General features: G+C 61.9%; 22 protein-coding genes. 15 read left to right on the top strand and 7 right to left on the bottom strand.

The window, feature by feature from the left end:
- Positions 1–73: 73 nt before the first annotated feature.
- The 4 genes from L9059_RS04080 to L9059_RS04065 are packed head-to-tail and all read right to left on the bottom strand — an operon-like array spanning position 74 to position 3,776.
- On the bottom strand, positions 74–865 hold the full coding sequence (locus tag L9059_RS04080) for an ABC transporter permease (RefSeq protein WP_247288111.1): 792 nt from the start codon (positions 863–865) through the stop codon (positions 74–76).
- Positions 862–1,593, bottom strand: coding sequence for an ABC transporter ATP-binding protein (locus tag L9059_RS04075; protein ID WP_247288093.1), 732 nt, complete (start codon positions 1,591–1,593; stop codon positions 862–864). Before L9059_RS04075 ends, L9059_RS04080 begins: the two co-directional genes overlap by 4 nt.
- The gene (locus tag L9059_RS04070; protein ID WP_247288091.1) at positions 1,590–2,549 is read right to left on the bottom strand and encodes a YVTN family beta-propeller repeat protein; all 960 of its coding nucleotides are present in this window, start codon (positions 2,547–2,549) and stop codon (positions 1,590–1,592) included. The genes L9059_RS04075 and L9059_RS04070 overlap by 4 nt, the downstream gene beginning before the upstream one ends.
- 42 nt (positions 2,550–2,591) lie before the next feature.
- Positions 2,592–3,776 (bottom strand): ABC transporter substrate-binding protein, encoded by a 1,185-nt coding sequence (locus tag L9059_RS04065; protein WP_247288083.1) that lies wholly within the window; start codon positions 3,774–3,776, stop codon positions 2,592–2,594.
- A gap of 158 nt (positions 3,777–3,934) precedes the next feature.
- Here L9059_RS04065 and L9059_RS30620 point away from each other — a divergent pair, with 158 nt between their 5' ends.
- The 3 genes from L9059_RS30620 to L9059_RS04055 are packed head-to-tail and all read left to right on the top strand — an operon-like array spanning position 3,935 to position 5,957.
- On the top strand, positions 3,935–4,057 hold the full coding sequence (locus tag L9059_RS30620) for a hypothetical protein (RefSeq protein WP_282615320.1): 123 nt from the start codon (positions 3,935–3,937) through the stop codon (positions 4,055–4,057).
- 2 nt (positions 4,058–4,059) lie between these two features.
- Positions 4,060–5,319 (top strand): HAMP domain-containing sensor histidine kinase, encoded by a 1,260-nt coding sequence (locus L9059_RS04060; protein ID WP_247288073.1) that lies wholly within the window; start codon positions 4,060–4,062, stop codon positions 5,317–5,319.
- Entirely contained in the window at positions 5,319–5,957 is a 639-nt protein-coding gene (locus L9059_RS04055) for a response regulator (RefSeq protein ID WP_247288070.1), read from the top strand. Before L9059_RS04060 ends, L9059_RS04055 begins: the two co-directional genes overlap by 1 nt.
- 35 nt (positions 5,958–5,992) lie before the next feature.
- Here the strand turns inward: L9059_RS04055 and L9059_RS04050 are convergent, their stop codons facing one another.
- Together L9059_RS04050 and exaA are read right to left on the bottom strand one after the other, a co-directional pair.
- Positions 5,993–6,640 (bottom strand): pentapeptide repeat-containing protein, encoded by a 648-nt coding sequence (locus tag L9059_RS04050; protein WP_247288068.1) that lies wholly within the window; start codon positions 6,638–6,640, stop codon positions 5,993–5,995.
- Between the two features lie 312 nt (positions 6,641–6,952).
- A complete protein-coding gene (exaA, locus tag L9059_RS04045) occupies positions 6,953–8,845 on the bottom strand; it encodes a quinoprotein ethanol dehydrogenase (RefSeq protein WP_247288066.1) in 1,893 nt (630 codons plus the stop codon).
- Positions 8,846–9,099: 254 nt separating this feature from the next.
- On the opposite strand from exaA, the gene pedF reads away from it, so the two are divergent.
- The 12 genes from pedF (at position 9,100) to L9059_RS03985 (ending at position 22,311) form a co-directional block, all read left to right on the top strand.
- Positions 9,100–9,561, top strand: coding sequence for a cytochrome c-550 PedF (pedF, locus tag L9059_RS04040; protein ID WP_247288063.1), 462 nt, complete (start codon positions 9,100–9,102; stop codon positions 9,559–9,561).
- 3 nt (positions 9,562–9,564) lie between these two features.
- Complete coding sequence (locus tag L9059_RS04035) at positions 9,565–10,443, top strand: substrate-binding periplasmic protein (protein ID WP_247288009.1); 879 nt, start codon at positions 9,565–9,567, stop codon at positions 10,441–10,443.
- On the top strand, positions 10,440–11,201 hold the full coding sequence (locus L9059_RS04030) for a quinoprotein dehydrogenase-associated SoxYZ-like carrier (protein ID WP_247288007.1): 762 nt from the start codon (positions 10,440–10,442) through the stop codon (positions 11,199–11,201). Before L9059_RS04035 ends, L9059_RS04030 begins: the two co-directional genes overlap by 4 nt.
- Before the next feature lie 16 nt (positions 11,202–11,217).
- Entirely contained in the window at positions 11,218–12,156 is a 939-nt protein-coding gene (locus L9059_RS04025; RefSeq protein ID WP_247288005.1) for a quinoprotein relay system zinc metallohydrolase 1, read from the top strand.
- A 189-nt stretch (positions 12,157–12,345) separates the two neighbouring features.
- The gene (locus L9059_RS04020; RefSeq protein WP_247288003.1) at positions 12,346–14,121 is read left to right on the top strand and encodes a PQQ-dependent methanol/ethanol family dehydrogenase; all 1,776 of its coding nucleotides are present in this window, start codon (positions 12,346–12,348) and stop codon (positions 14,119–14,121) included.
- Positions 14,122–14,447: 326 nt separating this feature from the next.
- The gene (gene exaC / locus L9059_RS04015; protein WP_247288001.1) at positions 14,448–15,968 is read left to right on the top strand and encodes an acetaldehyde dehydrogenase ExaC; all 1,521 of its coding nucleotides are present in this window, start codon (positions 14,448–14,450) and stop codon (positions 15,966–15,968) included.
- A 265-nt stretch (positions 15,969–16,233) separates the two neighbouring features.
- Positions 16,234–16,305 carry a pyrroloquinoline quinone precursor peptide PqqA gene (gene pqqA / locus L9059_RS04010; RefSeq protein WP_081499480.1) on the top strand — a complete coding sequence of 24 codons (72 nt, stop codon included), beginning with the start codon at positions 16,234–16,236 and terminating at the stop codon, positions 16,303–16,305.
- Positions 16,306–16,360: 55 nt separating this feature from the next.
- The gene (pqqB, locus tag L9059_RS04005; protein ID WP_247287999.1) at positions 16,361–17,275 is read left to right on the top strand and encodes a pyrroloquinoline quinone biosynthesis protein PqqB; all 915 of its coding nucleotides are present in this window, start codon (positions 16,361–16,363) and stop codon (positions 17,273–17,275) included.
- A 126-nt stretch (positions 17,276–17,401) separates the two neighbouring features.
- A complete protein-coding gene (pqqC, locus tag L9059_RS04000; protein ID WP_247287990.1) occupies positions 17,402–18,154 on the top strand; it encodes a pyrroloquinoline-quinone synthase PqqC in 753 nt (250 codons plus the stop codon).
- Complete coding sequence (gene pqqE / locus L9059_RS03995) at positions 18,151–19,284, top strand: pyrroloquinoline quinone biosynthesis protein PqqE (protein WP_247287980.1); 1,134 nt, start codon at positions 18,151–18,153, stop codon at positions 19,282–19,284. Before pqqC ends, pqqE begins: the two co-directional genes overlap by 4 nt.
- A gap of 215 nt (positions 19,285–19,499) precedes the next feature.
- Positions 19,500–20,663 (top strand): alcohol dehydrogenase-like regulatory protein ErcA, encoded by a 1,164-nt coding sequence (gene ercA / locus L9059_RS03990; protein ID WP_045060453.1) that lies wholly within the window; start codon positions 19,500–19,502, stop codon positions 20,661–20,663.
- Positions 20,647–22,311, top strand: coding sequence for a PAS domain-containing hybrid sensor histidine kinase/response regulator (locus L9059_RS03985; RefSeq protein WP_247287978.1), 1,665 nt, complete (start codon positions 20,647–20,649; stop codon positions 22,309–22,311). The genes ercA and L9059_RS03985 overlap by 17 nt, the downstream gene beginning before the upstream one ends.
- Here L9059_RS03985 and L9059_RS03980 read toward each other — a convergent pair.
- The gene (locus L9059_RS03980; protein WP_247287969.1) at positions 22,296–23,180 is read right to left on the bottom strand and encodes an aldose 1-epimerase; all 885 of its coding nucleotides are present in this window, start codon (positions 23,178–23,180) and stop codon (positions 22,296–22,298) included. The two genes, L9059_RS03985 and L9059_RS03980, sit on opposite strands and share 16 nt — an antisense overlap.
- Between the last annotated feature and the right edge of the window lie 17 nt (positions 23,181–23,197).

The raw sequence follows: 23,197 nt of genomic DNA, 5'->3' as shown, positions 1-23,197 counted from the left end.
GAAAACCAGTACTAAAGTAGTAATTTCAACCCTGTTTAACACACATCCCCCTGTGGGAGCGGGCTGGGGGATATCAGGTAGCTTTGCGCAGGGCTGCGTGTTGCGGGTTGAAGGTGAGTACGGCGAACAGTGCAAATAGCAGCGTCAGGCCAATACAGACGGCCAGCGCCAGCGGATTGAACCGTTCATACAGCGCAAACCGCACCAACTCTACCGCATGGGTAAAGGGGTTGAGCGCGCATAGCCAATACAACCACTCACTCGACTCGCGCATCTTCCACAGCGGATACAAGGCCGATGACAGGAAAAATAACGGGAAAATCACGAAATTCATCACCCCGGCGAAATTCTCCAGCTGGCGGATGGCATTGGACAGCAGCAACCCCAGGGCGCTGAGCATCAACGCCACCAACAACAACGCGGGCAAGGCCACCAGCAGGCCCATGGCTGGCGGTTGCACGCCGTATACCCAGGCGATCGCCAGGAAGGCATACACCTGCAACAACGAAATCAGCGCAGTCGCCAGCAGCTTGCTGCACAGCAGGAAGGTTCGCGGCAACGGGCTGGTCAACAGCACGCGCATGCTGCCCATCTCCCGGTCGTAGACCATCGACAGCGAACCCTGCATGCCGTTGAACAGCAGGATCATGCAGGCAAGGCCGGGGATGATGTACACCTCGTAGGGTATGTAGGTGTCGTAAGGCTCGATGATAGCGATCCCCAGCGCTGCGCGGAAACCGGCGGCGAACACCAGCAGCCACAACAATGGCCGTACCAGCGCGCTGAGAAAGCGCGTGCGTTGCAGCACGAAGCGTAGCCATTCGCGCAGCACGATGCCGCTGAAGCATTGCCAGTACGCATTCATCGTGAAGCTCCCGAGTGGGTCAGGTGCGCGAAGGCTGCACCCAGGTTTCCGCCATGCTCAAGGCTCAGGGCATCAGCCTGACCGCTGGCGACCAGGCGCCCTTGATGCAAAATCAATAGGTCGTCGCCAGAGTGCACTTCGTCGAGCAGGTGAGTGGTCCAGAGCACGCTGATCTGTTGCTCGTGGCACAGGCTGCGGATGTGCTGGTTGAGGGCCAGGCGGCTGGCTGGGTCGAGTCCCGCACTGGCTTCGTCGAGCAGCAGCAGGCGCGGTTCGTGCAGCAGTGCGCGGGCGATTTCCACTCGGCGACGATGGCCGCCATTGAGCTCGCGGACCCGTTCACCACGCCGCTCTGTCAGGCCCTGGCGCGCCAGTTCCGCATCGACCCGCAGCCCGGTCTGGCGTCGCGCCAGGCCATGCAGTGCCGCATGGTAGCGCAGGTTCTGTTCAACGCTGAGGTCCAGGTCCAGGGTGCTTTGCTGGAACACCACACCCAATTGCCTGAGGGCCGGACGCGGCGCAGTGCGCAACGAGCACTCACCCACGACAATGTCGCCTCGCTGCAGGTCATAGAGCCGGGTGAGCAAGGCGATCAGCGTGGATTTACCGGCGCCGTTGGGGCCCAGCAACGCAGCAAAGCGCCCCGGTGCCAGGCTGAAGCTCACTTGGCGCAACGCCTCCCGCGCGCCATAGGCAAAGCTCAGGTCCCTGACCTCCAGCGCGCTCATGGCGTGACCACCACGCCCCATGGATAGCGTCCGACCTTGACCGACTTGCTGACCTTGAGGCTGTCGACGTCGATTATCGATACGTCACCGCTCACGCCATTGGTGGCCAGCAATTGCTTCTGATCCGGGGTAAACGCCATCTGCCAGACTCGCCGTCCCACCAGCAGGTAATCGAGGATCTCGAAGGTTTTCGCGTCAATCACGGCCACATGATTGGCCGGGCCGAGGGCGACGAAACCGTACTTGCCGTCCGCGCTGAGCTTGATGCCCACCGGTTGCACCTTGTCCGGATGCACGCCCTTGATCTGGAAGGTCAGGGTCTTGAGCACCTGGCGGGTCGCGACGTCAAGAATGGTCACCGTGCCGCCGATTTCCGCCGAGGCCCACAGTTGCGTACCGTTGGGGGTGAACTCGACGAAACGCGGGCGTTGGTCGACCAGCGTGCTGTCAGCCAGAGTCTGGGTGCTGGTGTCGATCCAGTGCAGCATGTTGGTGGTTTCGCTGGTGTTAACCGCCCATTTGCCGTCGGGGCTCACGGCCATGCCTTCGGGCTCGACCCCGACGTTGATCTGGCCCAGTACCTTGGAAGTTTCGGTGTCGATCACCGTCACCAGCGCATCGTCTTCGTTGGAGACGTACAGCCAGCGATTGTTAGGGTGCAGGGCGAATTGCTCGGGGTCCTTGCCGGACGGCAGCTCCTTGATGATCTTGCGCGTGGCGACATCCATCACCTGTACGCGATCCGAGTCGCTGGCGCAGATGTACAGCAGCTTGTTGTCATGGGACAGCAGCAGGCCCCGGGGGCGCTGGCCGACGGGCAGGGTGTCGGTGACTTGCAGGGTCTGCATGTCGATCAGGCTGAGGGTGTTGTCCTTCTCGTTGGAGACCCAGGCAGTGCTGGCCGCGGCATGCCCGGCGGCGAGCAGCAGGGCGCATGAGAGCAGGGTGCGGCGCATGGCGGATTCCTTTTTGTTGTTGTAGTTGTTGAAAATCATGGTTCAGGGAAATCGGCAACTGACCTCGGGCTTGTCGTAGCCCAGGCTGTCCATCTCATTGAAGGGGTGCAGGAAGCCTTCCTGGGGCGAAGTGCTGACCAGCGCCCGGGGTTGCACGATGGGAATGGGCTGGCGTAGTTGACCGTTCCATGGCCGATAGCTGAGCTTGCGGCCCTTGAACCCGTCCAGCGGCAATTGGTCGCTGAGTTCCAGCCGCCGAATCGCCAGGGGATCGGCCTGGCGCAGCTTGCTCACGGCGCTGGCAATGCTGCGCACGGCGATCCAGGCGGCAAAATCACGGTCGTTCATCCAGCGTCCGGCCAGTGCTTCGAAACGCTTTTGCAACTGTGCGGCGCCGTAGGTTTCCACGGTTTTGTGCCAGCCCACCGGGGTCAGGCCCTGGGTGCCGGTGACGGGGCGCGGGTACCAGGTCTGGTAGGGCACATATTCACCGAAGTCGCCGCGCTCATCGGCCACCAGCACCACGTCGTACTCGGCAGTCTGGGTGAACAGCGGCATGTCGGCCTGGGCGCTGCGGCGTTGATCGTTGTCGAAACTCCAGGCTTTCTCCGCGACCAGCTTCAACCCGAAGCGTTTGGCCGCGCGACGCAGGGCGGCGGCATAGGCTTGATCGTCGGCGGTGGGGCCGACGATCAGCAGGGCCCGCTGCCATTTGCGCAGCACCAGAAATTGCGCCAGGGCGTCCGCCAGCATCGCCCGGCTGGGCAGGCTGTGAAGCACGTTCGTCAGGCAGTCGGTGGTGCGCAAGCTGTCATCCGGGCTGCCAACGTTGAACAGCAGGCTGTCGGGAAGGGCTGCACTGAGTTGGCGCAGGCTGTCCACGGGGGCGTTCACCACGAACAACCGCACACCTTGCTGGTGTTGCACCTGGGCCGCGTTGAGCAAGGCTTGCGGGCTATCGGCGCTGGCGTCGACCAGGGTGTAGCTCTGGTTGAGAAAGCGCCCGGTACTGTTGCTGTCGGTGATCGCCAACTCGGCACCGCGCAGGCCGGCATCGACCGGTTCGGGAATGATGTTCGACAACAATGGACCCGGGTCGGGGCGATAGTCCAGGTAGCCGATCCGCACCTGCAATGGAGCCTCGGCGGCCCGACTCTGAGCGAACGGCAGGGCGGTGCAGGCGGTCGCCAGCAGGCAGGTCAGGGCATAGGGGACTAGCTGGCGCATGAGGCACTCCGTTCCAGGTAGCACCAGCATAGGAACCCGGCGGACGATAAGAAATATGCAGAAAGTACCAGTCAGCCAGTACCAAGGTAGTAACTCCCCCCGCGCGGCGCGGTTTTAGCATGGGCTGTAACAGCCACGACCTCTGGAGGCGCTCGGCCATGCGGATTTTCAAAGCGCTACTGTTGCCGTTCCTGCTGATCCTCAGCCTGATCGGCGTGGATAAACTGCATGGCCCACGCCCAGCGCCGCTGGCGGTTTTATCCACGACGCCGGGGCGCTAGGCATGTCGGCGCTGTGGCGAATCAACCTCTGGGTCTGCGGGTTCTTCACCCTGGTGACGTTGGCGTGCATGGGCTTACTGTTGCACCAGGCGTTAGCAGACGTGGAGCGCGAACTGCAATCGGCCCAGGCCGTGGTCGAGTACCTGAGTGAAACCGCCGAGCGCGACCCGGCCAGCTTGCAACCCGGGCTCACCCGTAGCTTGCGGCATGTACGGGTGCACTGGCTGGAGCCCGGCGAAGCGCCGGAGTCGGGCGCTCAACACGGTCCGGACGCCTGGCTTGCAAGTTTGCTGTTTGCCCAGGCGCGGCACCACGAGCGGGTGCTGGATCTGCAGGACGGCCGGCGGGTAAAGATTGCGGTCGATCCGCGTGACGAGATCGCCGAGGTCTGGGATTCCCTGCAGCAACTGTTGGCATTGTGCGGCCTTGCGCTGGTGCTGAGCCTGCTGACCATTCGCTGGGCGGTGGGTCGGGGCATGGGCCTGCTCAATGAATTGTTGCGAGCGCTGCAACAGGTGTCTGACGGCCAGCTCAGGGTGCGCCTGGTCGCCGAAGGCGTCCCTGAGGCACGACAGTTGGCGACGCATTTCAACCAGATGGCCCAGGCGCTGGAGCAGGCCTGCGCCGATAACGCCCATTTGACCCGGACCTTGCTGGCGGTGCAGGAACAGGAGCGCACCCATCTGGCGCAGACCCTGCACGATGACCTCGGCCAGTACCTGGCGGGTATTCGTGCCCAGGCCTGTCTGCTGCGCTGGGTAGCGGACCAACCGCAAGTGGTGGAACGCACTGCGCGCGAGCTGGAACACAACTGTGAGCACCTGCAGCAAGGTTTTCGCGCCCTTGTACAGGACCTTTACCCGGTGGTGCTGCAGCACCTGCCCTTAGAGCAGGCAGTCGTTTTGCTGGTGGAGCAATGGCAGGCGCGCCAAGGCATCGAATGCCAGCTGCGGGTCAGTGTGCAGATGCCAGCGTTGTCCAGCACCGGAAAAATACATCTTTATCGACTGCTGCAGGAGGCCTTGACCAACATCGTGCGCCATGCCGATGCGAGCCAGGTGCGGATCCGCCTGCAGCACCAGGGCGGACGCTTGCGTTTGCTGGTCCGCGACAACGGGCGTGGCGCACTGCAGCCGCAGCAACCGGGCGTCGGCCTGTACTCGATGTTCGAACGTGCCCGCAGCCTGGGCGGTGAATTGCGCATTATCAGCCATCCCGGTGCCGGTTGGGCGCTCGCCTTGAACATGCCATTGGAGGTGTGATGAATATTCTACTGGTTGATGACCATGCCGTGGTCCGCCAAGGCTACGCCAGTCTGCTGCGGGCGCTGTTACCGGCGCTGGAAGTGCGAGAAGCGGGCACCGGGGAGGAGGCCTTGAGCCGCGTGCAGGAAGCGGTGCCGAATCTGGTGATCATGGATTTCGGCCTGCCGGGCATCAGCGGTCTGGAGACCACTCGCCGTCTACGTCAGCGCCTGCCGCAATTGCGCGTACTGTTTTTCAGCATGCACGATGAATTACCGCTGGTGCGCCAGGCGCTGGAGGCGGGGGCTTCGGGTTACCTGACGAAAAGCTCGGCACCTGAGGTGCTGATCGAGGCCGTACGGCGCATCCTCGCCGGGCATGCCTATATAGAGCAACCCCTGGCCACCCAGCTGGCCTGCCACCCGCAACAGGATGCCAGCGACCCGCGCCTGCAGAGCATGACCCCGCGCGAACTGGAGATTTTCATGATGCTCGCCAAAGGCACCCCGGCCCGGATGATTGCCGAGCAATTGAGCATCAGCGCCAAGACCGTCTCCAATCATCTGACCTTGCTCAAGAGCAAACTGCAGGTCAGCTCTCACGCCGAGTTGGTGCATCTGGGCATTGATATGGGGGTAGTCCGCAAGGCGGGCTAGTTGAATCACAGATTTCCTGGAGCAAGCTCGATGTGTTATTTGTTCCAGGTCGTTGGACACCCCGCACACCCCTCCATATTCGCATCCTGAAAATTCGCATAATGCTGCCGTGAGCCGCTCAGGTTCGCCTGCTCAAGATTGCTTTCACCAAACTTGGACTCCTGCAGATTCGCGTCTGCGAGGTTCGCGCCCCTGAGGTCAGCCTTACTCAGCCAAGTCATCTCCAGATCTGCCGCACGCAGGTTGGCATTGTGCATCCTGGCCCCGGAAAGGCGGGCGAATTGGAGGTAGGCACCACTGAGGTCGGCATCCTGGAATTGCGCGCCTTGGGCGAACATGCCCCAACCCTGGATCGCCAATAACGTTGCGCCGGTGAAGTCCGCCAGGCGCACGTTGCTCTGTTGCAGGCTGGCACGGGTCAGGTTGGCGCCTTGCAGTTGGGCTTTTTCCAGGTTCGCCAGATCCAGGCGTGCGTGGCGCAGATCGGCCCCGCGCAAGTCGGCGCTGCTGAGGTTCATGTTGCGCAAGTCCTGGTTACTCAGGTCCGCCCCCTTGAGGTTGGCGCCAGGGCACTGGCTGTGATCGGCGATGGTGCAGCCGTTGATGATGAGCGGGGAGTCTGCGCCGTCGTCGGCTATGGCCGGAAGGGTCGTTAGCAGGAGCAATAAAGGCAGGTAGTTCATGGCAGGTTCTCGGAATGGGAGGGTTTCTGGATAGCCCCGACCCGGGGCTAGGCAGGTTCCTATTGCCATAGGGGGGGCTGTGGCTGTGCGGGTTCCAATTGCTATAGGAATTCCAGTGGTTGTGCGGGTTTCAACTGCTGTAGGAATTCCTGTGGCTGTACTGGATTCTGTGGCGAGGGAACTTGCTCCCGCTCGGCTGCGCAGCAGTCGTAAACCCTAAGCACTCGGTACGGCTGAAGAATGCAGGGGCCGCTTCGCGACCCAGCGGGAGCAAGCTCCCTCGCCACAGGGAAACCCGCTCGCTAATGCGTGTTATTTGCGCGCCACCTGGCTATCCCAACTCGGAATCTTGAATGCCCAGAATGACCCGCCCTGAGCCACCGGCTTGGTCAGCTCGGCCATGTCGCCGCCCCACAACGGCACCGCGCCGCCATAGCCAACGGTCACGCCAATGTACTGCTCGCCATCCTGCTCCCAGGTGATCGGCGGCGAGACGATGCCGCTGCCGGTCTGGAACTTCCACAGCTCCTTGCCAGTTTGCGCATCGAACGCCTTGAAGAAACCGTCACCGGTACCGGTAAACACCAGGTTGCCCTTGGTCGCCAGCACGCCGGCCCACAATGGCAAGGCCTCCTTGTGCTCCCACACCACCTTGCCGGTGGTCGGGTTCATCGCGCGCAAGGTGCCGACGTGATCGTCGTACATGCGCTTGATCCGGAAACCCATCCCCAGATAAGCCGAGCCTTTCTTGTAGCTGACCTCCTCGGTCCAGTACTCCTCTTTCCACTGATTGCCCGGGATATAAAACAGCCCGGTGTCCTGACTGTAAGCCATGGGATTCCAGTTCTTGCCGCCCAGGAACGGCGGCGAGACTTCCACCGGTTTGCCCTTGGTCTCGCCCGGTAGCGGCTTGGCCGGACGCTGGCCTTCGTTTTCCACGGGTCGCCCGGTCTTGAGGTCGATGTGACTGGCCCAGGTGATGTTGTCGACGAAGGGGAAGGCGTTCTGCAATTTGCCGTTGTTGCGATCAACCACATAGAAAAAGCCGTTGCGGTCAGCGTGACCGGTGGCCTTGACCGTCTTGCCGTCCTTGTCCTTGTAGTCGAACAGCACCAGCTCGTTGTTGCCGGAAAAATCCCAGGCATCGTTCGGCGTGTGTTGGTAGAACCACTTCACTTCGCCGGTGCTTGGGTCGACGCCGACCTGGCCGGAGGTGTAGAGGCTGTCGTAATCGTGGGGGTTGCCATCCTTTGACGTCCGCGCCCAGGTATTCCAGGGGCCCGGGTTACCGGCGCCGACGATGATGGTGTTGGTCTCCGGATCGAAACTCGCACTCTGCCACGGTGCGCCGCCACCATGGCTCCAGGCCTCAACCTTGCCGGTTTCGGTGGTCGGGTCATTCGGCCAGGACGGCGCCTTGACGTCGCCAGTGGGCGTGCTGTCCTTGCCGTTCAGGCGCCCCATGTGACCTTCGACGAAAGGCCGCATCCAGACTTCTTCACCGGTGTCCGGGTCACGGGCAAACAGTTGCCCGACCACACCGAACTCATCGCCCGAGCTGCCATGGATCAGCAGCACCTTGCCGCTGGTCTTGTCCTTTACCAGCACCGGCGCGCCAGTCATGGTGTAGCCAGCGGCATGGTCGCCGAATTTCTTGTTCCAGACCACTTTGCCGGTGTTCTTGTCCAGGGCGATCAGGCGCGCATCGAGGGTGCCAAAGTAGATCTTGTCGCCGAAGATCGCGGCACCGCGGTTGACAACGTCACAGCACGGACGAATGTTGTCCGGCAGGCGATGGTTGTAGGTCCACAAGCGCTTGCCGGTCTTGGCATCCAGCGCGAATACCCGCGAATACGATCCGGTGACATAGACCACGCCGTCACTGACGATGGCCTGGGATTCCTGGCCGCGCTGCTTCTCGTCTCCGAACGAATAGGACCAGGCCGGCGTCAGCTTGAACACGTTCTTGTCGTTGACCTGGGCCAGCGGGCTCCAGCGCTGGGCGTTGGTGCCCATGCCGTACTGCAGCACATCCTTGGTGGTCAGGTGATCGTTGGCAATGTCTTCCCACGAAACGTTGCGGGTAGTGGCGGCAGGGGCGGTTGCGGCATGGCTGGCAGCGCTAAGGGACAAGCTGCTCACCAGAAAGAGGGCCTGCACGGCAAGGGTCAAGGGGGATAGGGTGGGTAGCGATTTTATTGTCATGGTTGCGGTTCCCAGTGGAGGTTTTGGCCTGCACAGGGTGGTGCGCCCAGTGGGTTGGTGAATACGGAAAATATCCCGCTGTAGCCGGGAAAACTTCCCAGAGGACACCTGATTTGGGTGTGCGCCACAAGCTCTACTACCAAGGGATTAGAAGGCGGCCACCAAAGCAGCATGGGGCTGTTGTCGGGTGCTTTCTAAGATGGTTGCCATAGCCTCTGTAAAGAGGTCTTGCGTGCAATCCTGAGGGCATAACAATGACAACAAAACGCAACGCCTTGCTTGTTGCCGGACTGCTGGCCGGTTTTATCAGTGCAGGTTCCGCCTGGGCGCACGGCAACGTCGTTCCCCAAGCTGTCGAAACCCCGGGGCTGACCCCTATCAAGGACGCTGGCGTGCCGCTCGATGCCGATGGCTGGGCCGCAGTGAACCCCTATCGATCCTCGCCGCAGCACGACAAGGCGGTGGAGATCGGCTCTTCTGCTTACAACCAGAACTGCGCGGCCTGTCATGGCCTGGAAGCGAAGTCCGGAGGGATTGCGCCGGATTTGCGCATGCTTGATGTCGGTGATGCCGGTGATGAATGGTTCGTCGAGCGGGTGCGCCATGGCGCAGTGCGTGACGGCCGTGTGTACATGCCCAAGATGGCCGATTACCTGAGCCAGGAAGCCTTGTGGGCGGTGCGCACTTATCTGGATTCGGTCCACGTCGAGGAGTAATGCATGCGCCTGCTCATGCTGTTGATCAGCGCGCTGTTGCTGTGCAGCCAGACGGTACAGGCGCAGGTGCGGACCTATGACCAAATGATCGCCGCGGGGGAGCTGAAAGTGGCGGTTTACAAGGACTTTGCTCCTTACAGTTTCGAAGACGCCGGCCAGGCCCGGGGCGTGGATGTTGACTTGGCCGCGGCACTGGCCAAGGCCCTCGGTGTGCGCCTGACCCTGATGTGGGCGCCTGCGGGAGAAAAGCTCGACGACGATCTGCGCGATTACATCTGGCGCGCCAGTCAGTTGCACGACCTGCAACTGGCTGACTTGATGATGCGCGTGCCCTACGACCAGGAATACGCGCGCAAGCGCAACGAACTGGGCGAACTGGAAAATAGCCATGTGGTCATGTTCGGGCCCTACCAGAACGAGCAATGGCAGGTCGCCTACGACCGTCGTCGCCTGGACAAGGTCGCCAGCGTGGCGGTGTTCGAGCATCATCCGATCGGCGTCGAGGTAGACAGCGTTCCGTCGTTCTACCTGACGTCGGTATTCAACGGCATGCTCGCCGGCAAGACCCATCACTATCCCGGCGTGCCCCAGGCATTCGCCGCGATGAAGGCGGGCGAAGTCGACGCAGTGATGGCGATGCGCGGCGAGATCGACTGGCAAGTCCACGAAGCGGCCGACCCCCAGGTCGCGCTGGCGGAAAATGCCTACCCCAACATGGGCAAGCAGCTCTGGGAGATTGGTATGGCGGTGCACGAAAGCAATCGACAGCTTGCCTACGCGGTCGAAGAAGCACTGGAAGCGTTGATTCGTGATGGCTCGGTGAAGGCGCTCTATGCCCGGTACGGCCTGCGTTATGACGTGCCCGAGATGTATCAGCAGTGAACTGGCGAGCGAGCTGCCTGTTGGCCTGCTGGATGCCCATTGTTGCACACGCAGCGGCCATCGATCCTGGCAAAGACCCGGTGCCGTCGGTGATGTGGACCTTTTATCACAAGCAAATACTCGATGATGCGCCGTTTGTATTCGATGACCGGGTAAAACTGCTGGCGCCGCCGTTCGCCGAAGACGCCCGTCAGGTACCGATAGAAATCGACGCCCGGGCGTTCAAGGGCGAGGTAGTGAAAATCCTCGCCTGGGCCGAACTCAATCCGTTGCCGAAGATAGTCGACTTCCAGCCGGTGAGTGGGGTATTGCCCTGGCTGTCGATCCGTATCCGCGTCGAACAGGCGACCCCGCTACGCGCGGCAGTACTGACCCGCGACGGTTTGTGGCATGTCGGTTCGACACTGATCGATGCAGCGGGTGGCGGCTGCACCGCACCCAGCGTAGTGCGCACCCAGCCGGGATGGGAGGAACACATCGGTGAAGTACTCGGCGGTCGATACCCGCGAGGCGAATTCAGCCGCGTACGCCTGCAGATTGCGCATCCGATGGACAACGGCATGGTCAGTGGCATCCCGGAATTCTTCATCAATCATGCCGAGTTACGTGATCACAATGACCAGGTACTGGCGCGCCTTGAGCTGTTTCCCGCGGTCAGCGAAAACCCCAACCTGACGTTCGATATCGAAGGGTCAGGGCAGACGCGTCTGTTTTTGCGGGACAACAGCGGCAATGAGTTCGATGCGGCCATTCCCTGACCCGAAGGAGCACCTGATGCGCTGGATGCTGTTGCTGTTCATCGGCATGAGTCTGCCGGCCCTGGCCGACCTCGAGTACTCGCTCAAGCCCAGGCTCATTGCCCAAGATACCTGGCTGCTGGAAGGCAGCACCGACAACTTCGCCAAGGGCAACGGCGGCAACATCGTCAATACCGCCTTCATCGTCACCGAGCGCGGCGTGGTGGTCATCGACACCGGGCCCTCCAAGCGCTATGGCGAAGCTTTGCGCCAGGCGATTGCGGCGACGACGGACAAACCGGTGATCGAGGTGCTGTTGACCCATCACCATCCCGACCATGTGCTCGGCAACCAGGCATTTACCGACGTGCCAATAGCAGCGCTGGCCGGGACCACCGAGTTGTTGCATCAGCAGGGTGATGCCATGGCCGAAAATATGTATCGGCTGGTGGGCGACTGGATGCGAGGCACCGAAGTGGTACTGCCGACCCGGACGTTGGAGCCGGGCGTGCTCAGTTTTGGGAATCACGATTTACGCGTGCTGAGCCTGGGTGGGCACACTGGCGCGGATCTGGCTATTCTCGACCAGAAAACCGGGGTGCTATTTGCCGGGGACCTGGTGTTTTATCAGCGGGCACTGACCACGCCCAACAGCCCAGGGCTGGCGGTGTGGCTGGCCGACATCGCCACCCTTCAAGGCCTGCCCTGGACGCTGATCGTGCCCGGCCATGGCCCGGTGGCGACGGACGCCAGGCCTTTGGAGCAGATGCGCGACTACCTGGGATGGCTCGACCAGCTCATGCGCGACGGGGCAGCCAATGGCAGCGACATGGCGGAGATGATCCGCAGCCCCATTCCCGAGCGATTCGCCGGCATCAATCTGAGCCGGTATGAACTGATCCGCAGTGTCAGTCATCTGTTTCCACGCTACGAACGCGCGCAAATGACGCGAGTGGATTCCCCCCCAAACAAATGAACACCGCACCTATTCCCTGTGGGAGCGGCGGTGATCACACGATTTGCGGCTTGTCTCACCCGACCCCGTACTAAGGAACTACAAATCTCAACACTGCGGGCAATTGTTGCCAGGGCGCCAGCGACCAAGAATCTGCACCAGACCGGGAAATTTTCCCGGGTATAACAAAAATCCGCAGAGGCAGCCGTCATGACCCAACCCGCACGTCGCCAACCCTTCGTCTTGAGCCTGTTGCTCAGTGCCATGCTGCTGTCCGGCCAGGCGCTGGCGGCCGTCACTGACCAGGAAATTCTCCAGGACCCCAAGAACCCGGGCCAGATCGTCACCAACGGCCTGGGCGTCCAGGGGCAACGCTATAGCCCGCTGGATACGCTCAATGTCGACAACATCAAGGATTTGCGGCCGGTTTGGGCATTCTCCTTTGGCGGCGAGAAGCAGCGTGGCCAGCAAGCGCAGCCGATGATCAAGGACGGCGTGATGTACATGACCGGTTCCTACTCGCGGGTGTTCGCGGTGGATGCGCGCACCGGCAAGAAACTCTGGCAATACGATGCCCGTCTGCCCGACGATATTCGGCCCTGCTGCGACGTGATCAACCGGGGCGTTGCGCTGTATGGCGACCTGGTGTTCTTTGGCACCCTTGACGCCAAGCTGGTGGCCTTGAACAAGGACACCGGCAAAGTGGTCTGGAGCAAGAAAGTCGCCGATCACAAGGAAGGCTACTCGATCAGCGCTGCGCCCATGGTGATCAATGGCAAACTGATCACCGGTGTGGCCGGCGGCGAATTCGGCGTGGTCGGCAAGATCGAAGCCTACGACCCGAAAAACGGTGATCTGCTGTGGACTCGTCCCACGGTCGAAGGCCATATGGGTTACGTCTACAAGGATGGCAAGGCAGTAGAAAACGGTATTTCCGGTGGCGAGGCGGGTAAAACCTGGCCGGGTGATATGTGGAAGACCGGTGGTGCAGCGCCGTGGCTCGGTGGTTATTACGATCCGGAAACCAACCTGCTGCTGTTCGGCACTGGCAACCCGGCGCCGTGGAACTCGCACCTGCGTCCTGGCGACAACCTGTACTCGTCCTCGCGCCTGGCGCTCAACCCGGACGACGGCACCATCAAATGGCATTTCCAGAGCACGCCCCATGATGGCTGGGACTACGATGGCGTGAACGAGTTGATCTCGTTCAACTACACCGAGGGCGGCAAGGAAATCAAGGCGGCTGCCACCGCTGACCGCAACGGTTTCTTCTACGTACTGGACCGCACCAACGGTAAATTTATCCGCGGCTTCCCGTTTGTGGACAAGATCACCTGGGCCACCGGTTTGGACAAGAACGGTCGGCCGATCTACAACGAAGCCAGCCGCCCCGGCGCACCTGGCACCGAAGTCAAAGGCAGTTCGGTGTTCGTCGCCCCGGCGTTCCTCGGTGCGAAGAACTGGATGCCGATGGCCTACAGCAAGGACACCGGCCTGTTCTACGTGCCGTCCAATGAGTGGGGCATGGACATCTGGAACGAAGGCATTGCCTACAAGAAAGGCGCAGCGTTCCTAGGGGCTGGGTTCACCATCAAGCCACTGAACGAAGACTACATCGGCGTACTGCGTGCCATCGACCCGAAAACCGGCAAGGAAGTATGGCGTCACAAGAATTATGCGCCGCTGTGGGGCGGTGTGCTGACCACCAAGGGCAATCTGGTATTTACCGGCACGCCGGAAGGATTCCTGCAGGCGTTCAATGCCAGGACCGGTGAGAAGGTCTGGGAATTCCAGACCGGCTCCGGTGTGCTCGGCTCACCTGTGACCTGGGAAATGGACGGCGAGCAGTACGTCTCGGTGCTGTCCGGCTGGGGCGGCGCGGTTCCGCTGTGGGGCGGCGAAGTGGCCAAGCGCATCAAGGACTTTAACCAGGGCGGCATGCTCTGGACCTTCAAATTGCCGAAGGACCTGGTGGCTAAACACTAAACCCTGACACCACAACCCTGTGGTCATGCTTTACCTGTGGCGAGGGAGCCTGTCGGATCGCCGTACCGTCCCGCTCGGCTGCGAAGCCGTCGTAGAACCGGACAGCGCGGTGTGAAAGATCATCCGCAGCGTTTGGAGTTGGGAGCGCTTCGCACTCCAGCGGGAGCAAGCTCCCTCGCCACAAAAGTGCTAACACACCTGCACCTTCTACTACCAAATAACGAGAGTCCCCCTGCCAACGGCGCATTCGTCTGGCGCGCGGGGCTCTCTACTATCGGTTCATCGCCTGTTTGCCCGACAGGCATCGACCCAGACAGAGGCCCACCATGATCTACGCACAACCCGGAACACCTGGCGCCGTCGTTTCCTTCAAGCCGCGCTACGGCAATTTCATCGGCGGCGAGTTCGTTGCCCCAGTCAATGGCGAGTACTTCACCAACACCTCACCCGTCAACGGCGAAGTGATCGCCGAGTTCCCTCGCTCCAGTGCCGCTGATATTGATAAGGCCTTGGACGCTGCGCACGCCGCCGCCGATGCCTGGGGCAAGACCTCGGCGCAGGACCGCTCACTGGTGCTTCTGAAAATCGCCGACCGCATCGAACAGAATCTGGAAATCCTCGCCGTTACTGAAACCTGGGATAACGGCAAGGCCGTACGTGAAACCCTCAATGCCGATGTACCGCTGGCCGCGGACCACTTCCGCTATTTTGCCGGGTGCATTCGCGCCCAGGAAGGCGGCGCCGCTGAGATCAATGAACTGACCACCGCCTATCATTTCCATGAACCCTTGGGTGTGGTCGGGCAAATCATCCCGTGGAACTTCCCGCTGCTGATGGCCGCCTGGAAACTTGCCCCGGCCCTGGCCGCCGGCAACTGCGTGGTACTCAAGCCGGCCGAGCAGACTCCACTGTCGATCATGGTGTTCGCCGAACTGATCGCCGACCTGCTGCCCCCTGGCGTGCTGAACATCGTCCAGGGTTTCGGCCGCGAAGCCGGTGAGGCATTGGCGACCAGCAAGCGCATCGCCAAAATCGCCTTCACCGGCTCGACCCCAGTGGGCGCGCACATCATGCATTGTGCCGCCGAGAACATCATTCCAAGCACCGTTGAGCTGGGGGGGAAGTCGCCGAACATCTTCTTCGAAGACATCATGAACGCCGAGCCGCAGTTCATTGAAAAAGCCGCCGAAGGCCTGGTGCTGGCGTTCTTCAACCAGGGCGAAGTCTGCACCTGCCCTTCCCGGGCGCTGGTGCAGGAGTCGATCTACGAGCCGTTCATGGCCGAGGTGATGAAGAAGATCGTCAAGATCAAGCGCGGCAATCCGCTGGACACCGAGACCATGGTCGGCGCCCAGGCGTCCGAGCAGCAGTACGACAAGATTCTCTCATACCTGAAAATTGCCCAGGAGGAGGGCGCGGAGCTGCTGACCGGCGGTGCCGCCGAGCGTCTTGAAGGCGACCTGTCCACGGGTTACTACATCCAGCCGACCCTGCTCAAGGGCCACAACAAGATGCGGGTGTTCCAGGAAGAAATCTTCGGCCCGGTGGTGGGTATCACCACCTTCAAGGACGAAGCCGAAGCCCTGGCCATCGCCAACGACAGCGAATTCGGCCTCGGTGCCGGTCTGTGGACCCGCGACATCAATCGCGCCTACCGCATGGGCCGGGCGATCAAGGCTGGTCGGGTGTGGACCAACTGCTACCACCTGTACCCGGCGCATGCGGCGTTCGGCGGTTATAAGAAGTCCGGGGTAGGGCGCGAGAATCATAAAATGATGCTCGACCATTACCAGCAGACCAAGAACCTGCTGGTGAGCTACGACATCAATCCGCTGGGGTTCTTCTAACCCCCAAAAACACCGCGCCCACCTGTAGGAGCGTGCTTGCTCGCGATGGTCGCCAACGATAACGCTGGGAACCTGATACCCAGCGTTATCGTTGGCGACCATCGCGAGCAAGCTCGCTCCTACAAGTTTTTTGTAATCGAACCGCCGCGCAACACCCCCTACCAACGCACCCCGCCACCTCCTTCGAAAGTAGCATTCGGTCACCTCCCGCCCCGTGCATTAATGGCTTTACCGGAATTGCCCGGCACAAGAAGAGGATTGACCCATGTGGCATAAACCCGCGTTTACCGATCTGCGCATTGGCTTCGAAGTGACGATGTATTTCGCCAACCGTTGATTGTTCACCCGGCCAGCCGTGGTGTTGGCCGGGCCTGCCTTCTGGAGCATTGCTCATGCACATCCGCGTTCTTGGTTCGGCTGCTGGCGGCGGTTTCCCGCAGTGGAACTGCAACTGCCGGCAATGCGCCGGCGTGCGCAACGGCACCCTGCGGGCGCAACGGCGTACGCAGTCGTCAATTGCCCTGAGTGACAACGGGGTGGACTGGGTGCTGTGCAATGCTTCACCGGATATCCGCGCGCAGCTGGAAAGCTTCGCGCCGCTGCAACCGGCTCGGCAATTGCGCGATACGGCGATTGCCGCCGTGGTCCTGATGGACAGCCAGATCGATCACTGCACTGGCCTGTTGAGCCTGCGTGAAGGCTGTCCGCATACCGTGTATTGCACCGACCGTGTCCATGAAGACCTGAGCAGCGGCTTCCCGCTGTTCGGCATGCTCAAGCACTGGAACGGCGGCCTGCAGTGGCAACCGATCGGCCTGGACCGCGAGCCGTTTTCCGTTGCTGCGTGCAAACATCTGCGGCTGCGGGCGATCCCGCTGGTGAGCAATGCACCGCCATACTCGCCCAACCGCGGCAATCCCCAGCCCGGCGACACCATCGGCCTGTTTATCGAAGACCTGCGCAGTGGTGCGTCGCTGTTCTATGCCCCGGGGCTCGGGCAGGTCGATGCTGAGGTGCTGGGCTGGATGCAGCGCGCCGATTGCCTGTTGCTCGATGGCACGTTGTGGCGCGACGACGAGATGCGCGTGTGCGAAGTCGGCCGAAGCCTGGGCAGCGAAATGGGCCACCTGGCGCAAAGCGGGCCTGGCGGCATGCTGGAGGTGCTGGAAGGCTTTCCCCGGCAGCGCAAGGTGCTGATCCATATCAACAACACCAATCCGATCCTGGACGAAGACTCGGCGGAACGGGCGTTGCTGGAGCGGCGGGGGATTGAGGTGGCTTTTGATGGCATGGACCTTGTGTTGTAGCCAATGGCCCCTTCGCGAGCAAGCCCGCTCCCACACTGGATTTGCAGTGCACACACTTCCCTGTGGGAGCGGGCTTGCCCGCGAAGAGGCCAGACCAGACCCCGCAAAGATCCCAGGAGAACAGCAATGCCCGACACCCTAATGACCCCCACAGAATTCGCCGCCGCCCTGCAAGCCAAAGGTGCTTACTACCACATCCACCACCCCTTCCACCAAGCCATGTACGCCGGTCGCGCCACCCGCGAACAGATCCAGGGCTGGGTCGCCAACCGGTTTTACTATCAGGTGAACATCCCCCTGAAGGACGCCGCGATTCTCGCCAACTGCCCCGATCGCGAAGTGCGGCGTGAATGGCTGCAACGCATCCTCGACCACGACGGCGTGCCTGGCAGCGAAGGTGGCATCGAAGCCTGGCTGCGTCTCGGCGAGGCAGTCGGGCTTGATCGCGAACAGATCCTCAGCGAGGAACTGGTGCTCCCCGGTGTACGTTTCGCCGTGGACGCCTACGTCAATTTCGCCCGGCGCGCCTGCTGGCAGGAAGCGGCCAGCAGTTCCCTGACCGAACTGTTCGCGCCGCAGATCCACCAGTCACGCCTCGACGCCTGGCCCACCCATTACCCCTGGATCGACGGTGCCGGCTACGACTACTTCCGCACCCGCCTGGGCCAGGCGCGCCGGGATGTGGAGCACGGCCTGCGCATTACCCTGGCGCACTACGTTACCGTGGAGGGTCAGCAGCGCATGCTGGAAATCCTGCAGTTCAAGCTGGACGTATTGTGGAGCATGCTCGACGCCATGAGCATGGCCTATGAACTGCAACGCCCGCCTTACCATACCGTGACCACGCAAAAGGTCTGGCACCGGGGGATTGCACTGTGAGCGCGATCAAGCCACAACCCGGCCCACCGCTGTGGCTGCTGGCAGAGCTGACCTATCGTTGCCCGTTGCAGTGCCCGTACTGCTCCAATCCGCTGGATTTTGCCCAACAGGGTGCCGAGCTGAGCACCGAGGAATGGATTCGCGTGTTTCGCGAAGCGCGGGAGATGGGCGCGGCGCAGTTGGGGTTTTCCGGTGGCGAGCCACTGGTGAGGCAGGACCTGGCCGAGTTGATCAAGGCCGCGCGCGACATGGGTTACTACACCAACCTGATCACCTCGGGCATCGGCTTGACCGAGCAGAAAGTGCGCGACTTCAAGGTGGCCGGGCTGGACCACATCCAGATCAGTTTTCAAGCGGCCGACGAGGCGGTCAACAACATGCTTGCGGGCTCGCGCAAGGCCTTCGCGCAAAAGCTGGCCATGGCCCGGGCGGTGAAGGCCCAGGGCTACCCGATGGTGCTGAATTTTGTCACCCATCGGCACAACATTGACCAGATCGACCGAATCATCGAGTTGTGCCTGGAGCTGGAAGCGGATTTTGTCGAATTGGCGACCTGCCAGTTCTACGGCTGGGCCGAGCTCAACCGGGTCGGCCTGTTACCCACCCGTGAGCAGTTGCAGCGCGCCGAGCGCATCACCAATCAGTACCGCGAGCGTCTTGAGGCCGAAGGTCATCCCTGCAAATTGATCTTTGTCACCCCGGACTATTACGAAGAACGCCCCAAAACTTGCATGAACGGCTGGGCCAATCTGTTTCTCGACATCACTCCGGACGGCACCGCACTGCCATGCCACAGCGCGAGGCAGCTACCGGTGGCGTTCCCCAATGTGCGCGAGCACAGCATCGAGCACATCTGGACCGACTCGTTTGGCTTCAACCGATTTCGTGGCGACGACTGGATGAAGGAGCCTTGCCGCTCCTGCGATGAGAAACACAAGGACCTGGGCGGTTGTCGGTGCCAGGCGTTCATGCTGACCGGCGATGCCGAAAATGCCGACCCGGTGTGCAGCAAGTCGGCCCACCATGGCCTCATCCTCAAGGCCCGGGAAGAAGCGGACGCACCGGGGCGGGGCATGGAGCACCTGACGCTGCGCAACGAAAAAGCCTCGCGCCTGATCTACCGCGGATAACAACCATGCACACGCCCCCCCGTAGGAGCCGGCTTGCCGGCGATGGCGTCCGGACAATCTACGCAAGGCTCCAAGGCCTCATCGCCGGCAAGCCGGCTCCCACAATGGATCTCTTGTAATTTCAGCCTTTTGACTACCCATTGGTCTGATTGCATTCACCGCCGGATGGGTTAGTGTGGCTTTACCTTCCCAAACAATAAAAAACAGGCTTTCCAATGAGCCAGAGTCTCAGCCAGCTGCGTAAATTCGTTTCGCCTGAAATCATCTTCGGTGCCGGCTGCCGGCATAACGTCGGCAACTATGCCAAGACCTTCGGTGCGCGCAAGGTCCTGGTGGTCAGTGACCCCGGGGTGATTGCCGCCGGGTGGGTGGCCGATGTCGAAGCCAGCCTGCAGGCCCAGGGCATCGATTACTTCCTCTACAGCGACGTGTCGCCCAACCCCCGGGTCGAAGAAGTCATGCTCGGTGCCGAGCTGTACCGGGAAAACCACTGCGATGTGATCGTCGCCGTGGGCGGCGGCAGCCCGATGGATTGCGGCAAGGGCATCGGCATCGTCGTCGCCCATGGCCGCAACATCCTCGAGTTTGAAGGGGTGGACACCATTCGTGTGCCGAGTCCGCCGCTGATCCTGATCCCGACGACCGCCGGTACCTCGGCGGATGTCTCGCAATTTGTGATCATCTCCAATCAGCAGGAGCGCATGAAGTTCTCCATCGTCAGCAAGGCGGTCGTGCCGGACGTGTCGCTGATCGACCCGGAAACCACCTTGAGCATGGACCCGTTCCTGTCGGCCTGTACCGGCATCGATGCCCTGGTGCACGCGATCGAGGCCTTCGTGTCTACCGGTCACGGGCCCTTGACCGATCCCCATGCGCTAGAAGCCATGCGCCTGATCAACGGCAACCTGGTACAGATGATCGCCAACCCGACGGACATCGCCCTGCGCGAGAAAATCATGCTCGGCAGCATGCAGGCCGGGCTGGCGTTTTCCAACGCGATCCTCGGCGCAGTGCACGCGATGTCCCACAGCCTTGGCGGCTTCCTCGACCTGCCCCATGGCCTGTGCAATGCGGTGCTGGTGGAACACGTGGTGGCGTTCAACTACAACTCGGCGCCGGAGCGCTTCAAGGTCATTGCCGAGACGTTTGGCATCGACTGCCGCGGCCTCAATCACCGGCAGATCTGCGGGCGCCTGGTGGAGCATCTGATCGCACTGAAACACGCCATCGGCTTCCACGAAACCCTCGGTCTGCACGGCGTGCGCACCGCTGACATCCCGTTCCTCTCGCAGCACGCGATGGACGACCCGTGCATCCTGACCAACCCGCGCGAGTCCAGTCAGCGAGATGTCGAGGTCGTTTATGGCGAAGCCCTCTGACGAACAGCAACGGGCGTTGGCCGGACTGCTGGGATTGGGCAGTCACTCTGCGCGCAAGAGCCATTATCCGGAACTGGCCGCGCGCCTTGACGAGCTCGAAGCCGAGCGGAATCGCTACAAATGGCTGTTTGAAAATGCCGTGCAGGGGATCTTTCAGGCCAGCCTGCTCGAAGGCATGCGTGCGGCCAATCCGGCATTGGCGCGGATGCTCGGCTACCAGGACCCGCAGGACGTACTGTTCTCGCTGGCAGACCTGGCGAGCAATCTGTTCGTCGGCGGTGCGCAGGAGCTGGCCAATATCGGCGAGATCCTCAGGCATCAAGGCAGTCTGCACGGCTACGAAACCCAGCTGCGTCGCAAGGACGGCAGCAGCCTCGACGTTTTGATGAACCTGTTGCTCAAGCCTGATCAGGAAGGCCTGGTGGAAGGTTTTGTGGCCGACATCACCGAGCGCAAACTCGCCCAGGAGCGCCTGCAACTGCTCAACGACGAACTGGAACAGCGGGTCAACGCGCGCACCGATGAATTGATCGAGGCCCGGGACGCCGCCGAGGCCGCCAATCGCAGCAAGGACAAGTACCTCGCCGCAGCCAGTCATGACCTGCTGCAACCGCTCAACGCTGCGCGCTTGCTTATCTCGACCTTGCGCGAGCGCAAGTTGCCCGACATTGAGCAGGTCCTGGTGGAGCGCACCCACCAGGCACTGGAAGGGGCGGAAGATCTGCTCACGGACTTGCTGGACATCTCGCGGCTCGACCAGGCCGCCGTCAAACCGGACATCGCGCTGTATCGGCTCGACGAGTTGCTCGGGCCTTTGGTGTCGGAGTTCCAGTCAGTGGCCGAGGCAGACGGCCTGCACCTGCGGGTGCACATGGGCGACTATGCGATACGCACTGACTTGCGCCTGATGACGCGCATCCTGCGCAACTTCCTCAGCAACGCCTGCCGCTACACCGACCAGGGCAGCATCCTGCTGGCGGCCCGGCGCCGCGGCGAAATGCTGAGCCTTGAGGTGTGGGACACCGGGCGCGGCATTGCGCCAGACCGGCTGGGTGCGATTTTCCTCGAGTTCAACCAGCTGGACGTCGGCCGCGCTGCCGATCGCAAGGGCGTTGGGCTTGGGCTGGCGATTGTCGAGCGCATCGCGAAGATTCTCGAGTACCGCGTGCAGGTTCATTCGCTGCCGGGGCGCGGTTCCAGATTCAGCATCGAGGTGCCCATGTCCCGGGAGGTGCCGTTGCCGATCAGCCTCGCGACGCCGCAACCAGGCACCGGCAATCCGTTGCCGGGACGCCGTTTGCTGGTGCTGGACAATGAAGTCAGCATCCTCGACAGCATGCGGGCGCTGCTGGGGCAGTGGGGTTGCGAGGTGGTGACGGCCACCGACCAGGCCTCGGCGTTGAGTGCATTGGCCGGGCAGGCGCCGGAGCTGATCCTGGCGGACTATCACCTGGACCACGGGGTAGTGGGGTGTGAAGTGGTCAGGCACTTGCGCGAGCATTTCGCCCAGGCGATTCCCACCGTGATCATCACCGCAGATCGCACCGATCAGTGCCGGCGCTCATTGCAACGCCTCGGTGCACCGCTGCTGAACAAGCCAGTCAAGCCTGGCAAATTGCGCGCAGTGCTCAGTCAGTTGCTGGGGTAGGGCAGCGCGCGGTACTGCAGGTTGAAACTTAGCTCGGTGGATTGCCCTTGTTCCAGCAGGCGCAAGCCGGGCCGCCCGGGGAGGTGATGGGCATTGACTGGGTGGCTCACCGGTTCGATACAGAAGAATCCCAGGCCAACCGGGCAGTACAACAGGTAGTAATCGCTGCCGCTGGCCTCACACTGCAGTTCGTAGCCGAGCTCGGGTTGCTGGATCAGGCAGTGGCCGTCCCATTGACAGAAACCGTTGTCGATCAGGGTGTCTGGCAGGGCCTTAAGCTGCCGAAAATCCCAACTGCGCGGGATTGAATCGAGTCGCGTTGGCAGTTTTGAGGGGGCGCACAACCAGACCTGGCCCGCAGTTGCGCGCAAGCGGGTGCTGGCGGTGCGTGGCAGATACGGATGCAGGCCCAGGCCATGCCACGCGGCGCGCTCGGCCAGGTGGGTGACCTGCAACTCAATGCTCAGGCGGCCCTCGCTCAAGTGCAAGCGCTGCCGGGCGCGATAGGCGAAGGGGATGCTGCAGTCGAGTTGCAGTACCACTTCATCGTGCATCTGGGAAACCACCTGCCACGCCTGTTGCCAGGCACTGCCATGGATGGGCAGTGGATCGGTGAGGCTGTTGGGGGCCAGGGCGAGCCAGCCATCGGGACAGTCGAAACCGCCATCGGCGACCCGGTTGGACCAGGGCACCAGCGGGAAACAGCCGAGCTTGCCCGGCAGGCCGGTGTTCAGTGCTTGAGCATCGTTGTGCCGCAGCAGCGGCTGGCCGGTGCTGCGCACGGTCCAGTTGACGATGCTGCCACCGAGTTCAGGGGCCAGGGTCAGGTGGGTGAGTCGGTCTTTGAGTTCGATGAGTGTTGGTGGCATGGCCGTTAACCTAATAT

The organism is Pseudomonas violetae, assembly GCF_023072615.1.
In the GTDB taxonomy this organism is placed as follows: Bacteria; Pseudomonadota; Gammaproteobacteria; order Pseudomonadales; family Pseudomonadaceae; genus Aquipseudomonas; species Aquipseudomonas violetae.
The sequence above is the reverse complement of the archived record's forward strand: the minus strand, read 5'-3'. Positions and strand labels throughout refer to the sequence as shown.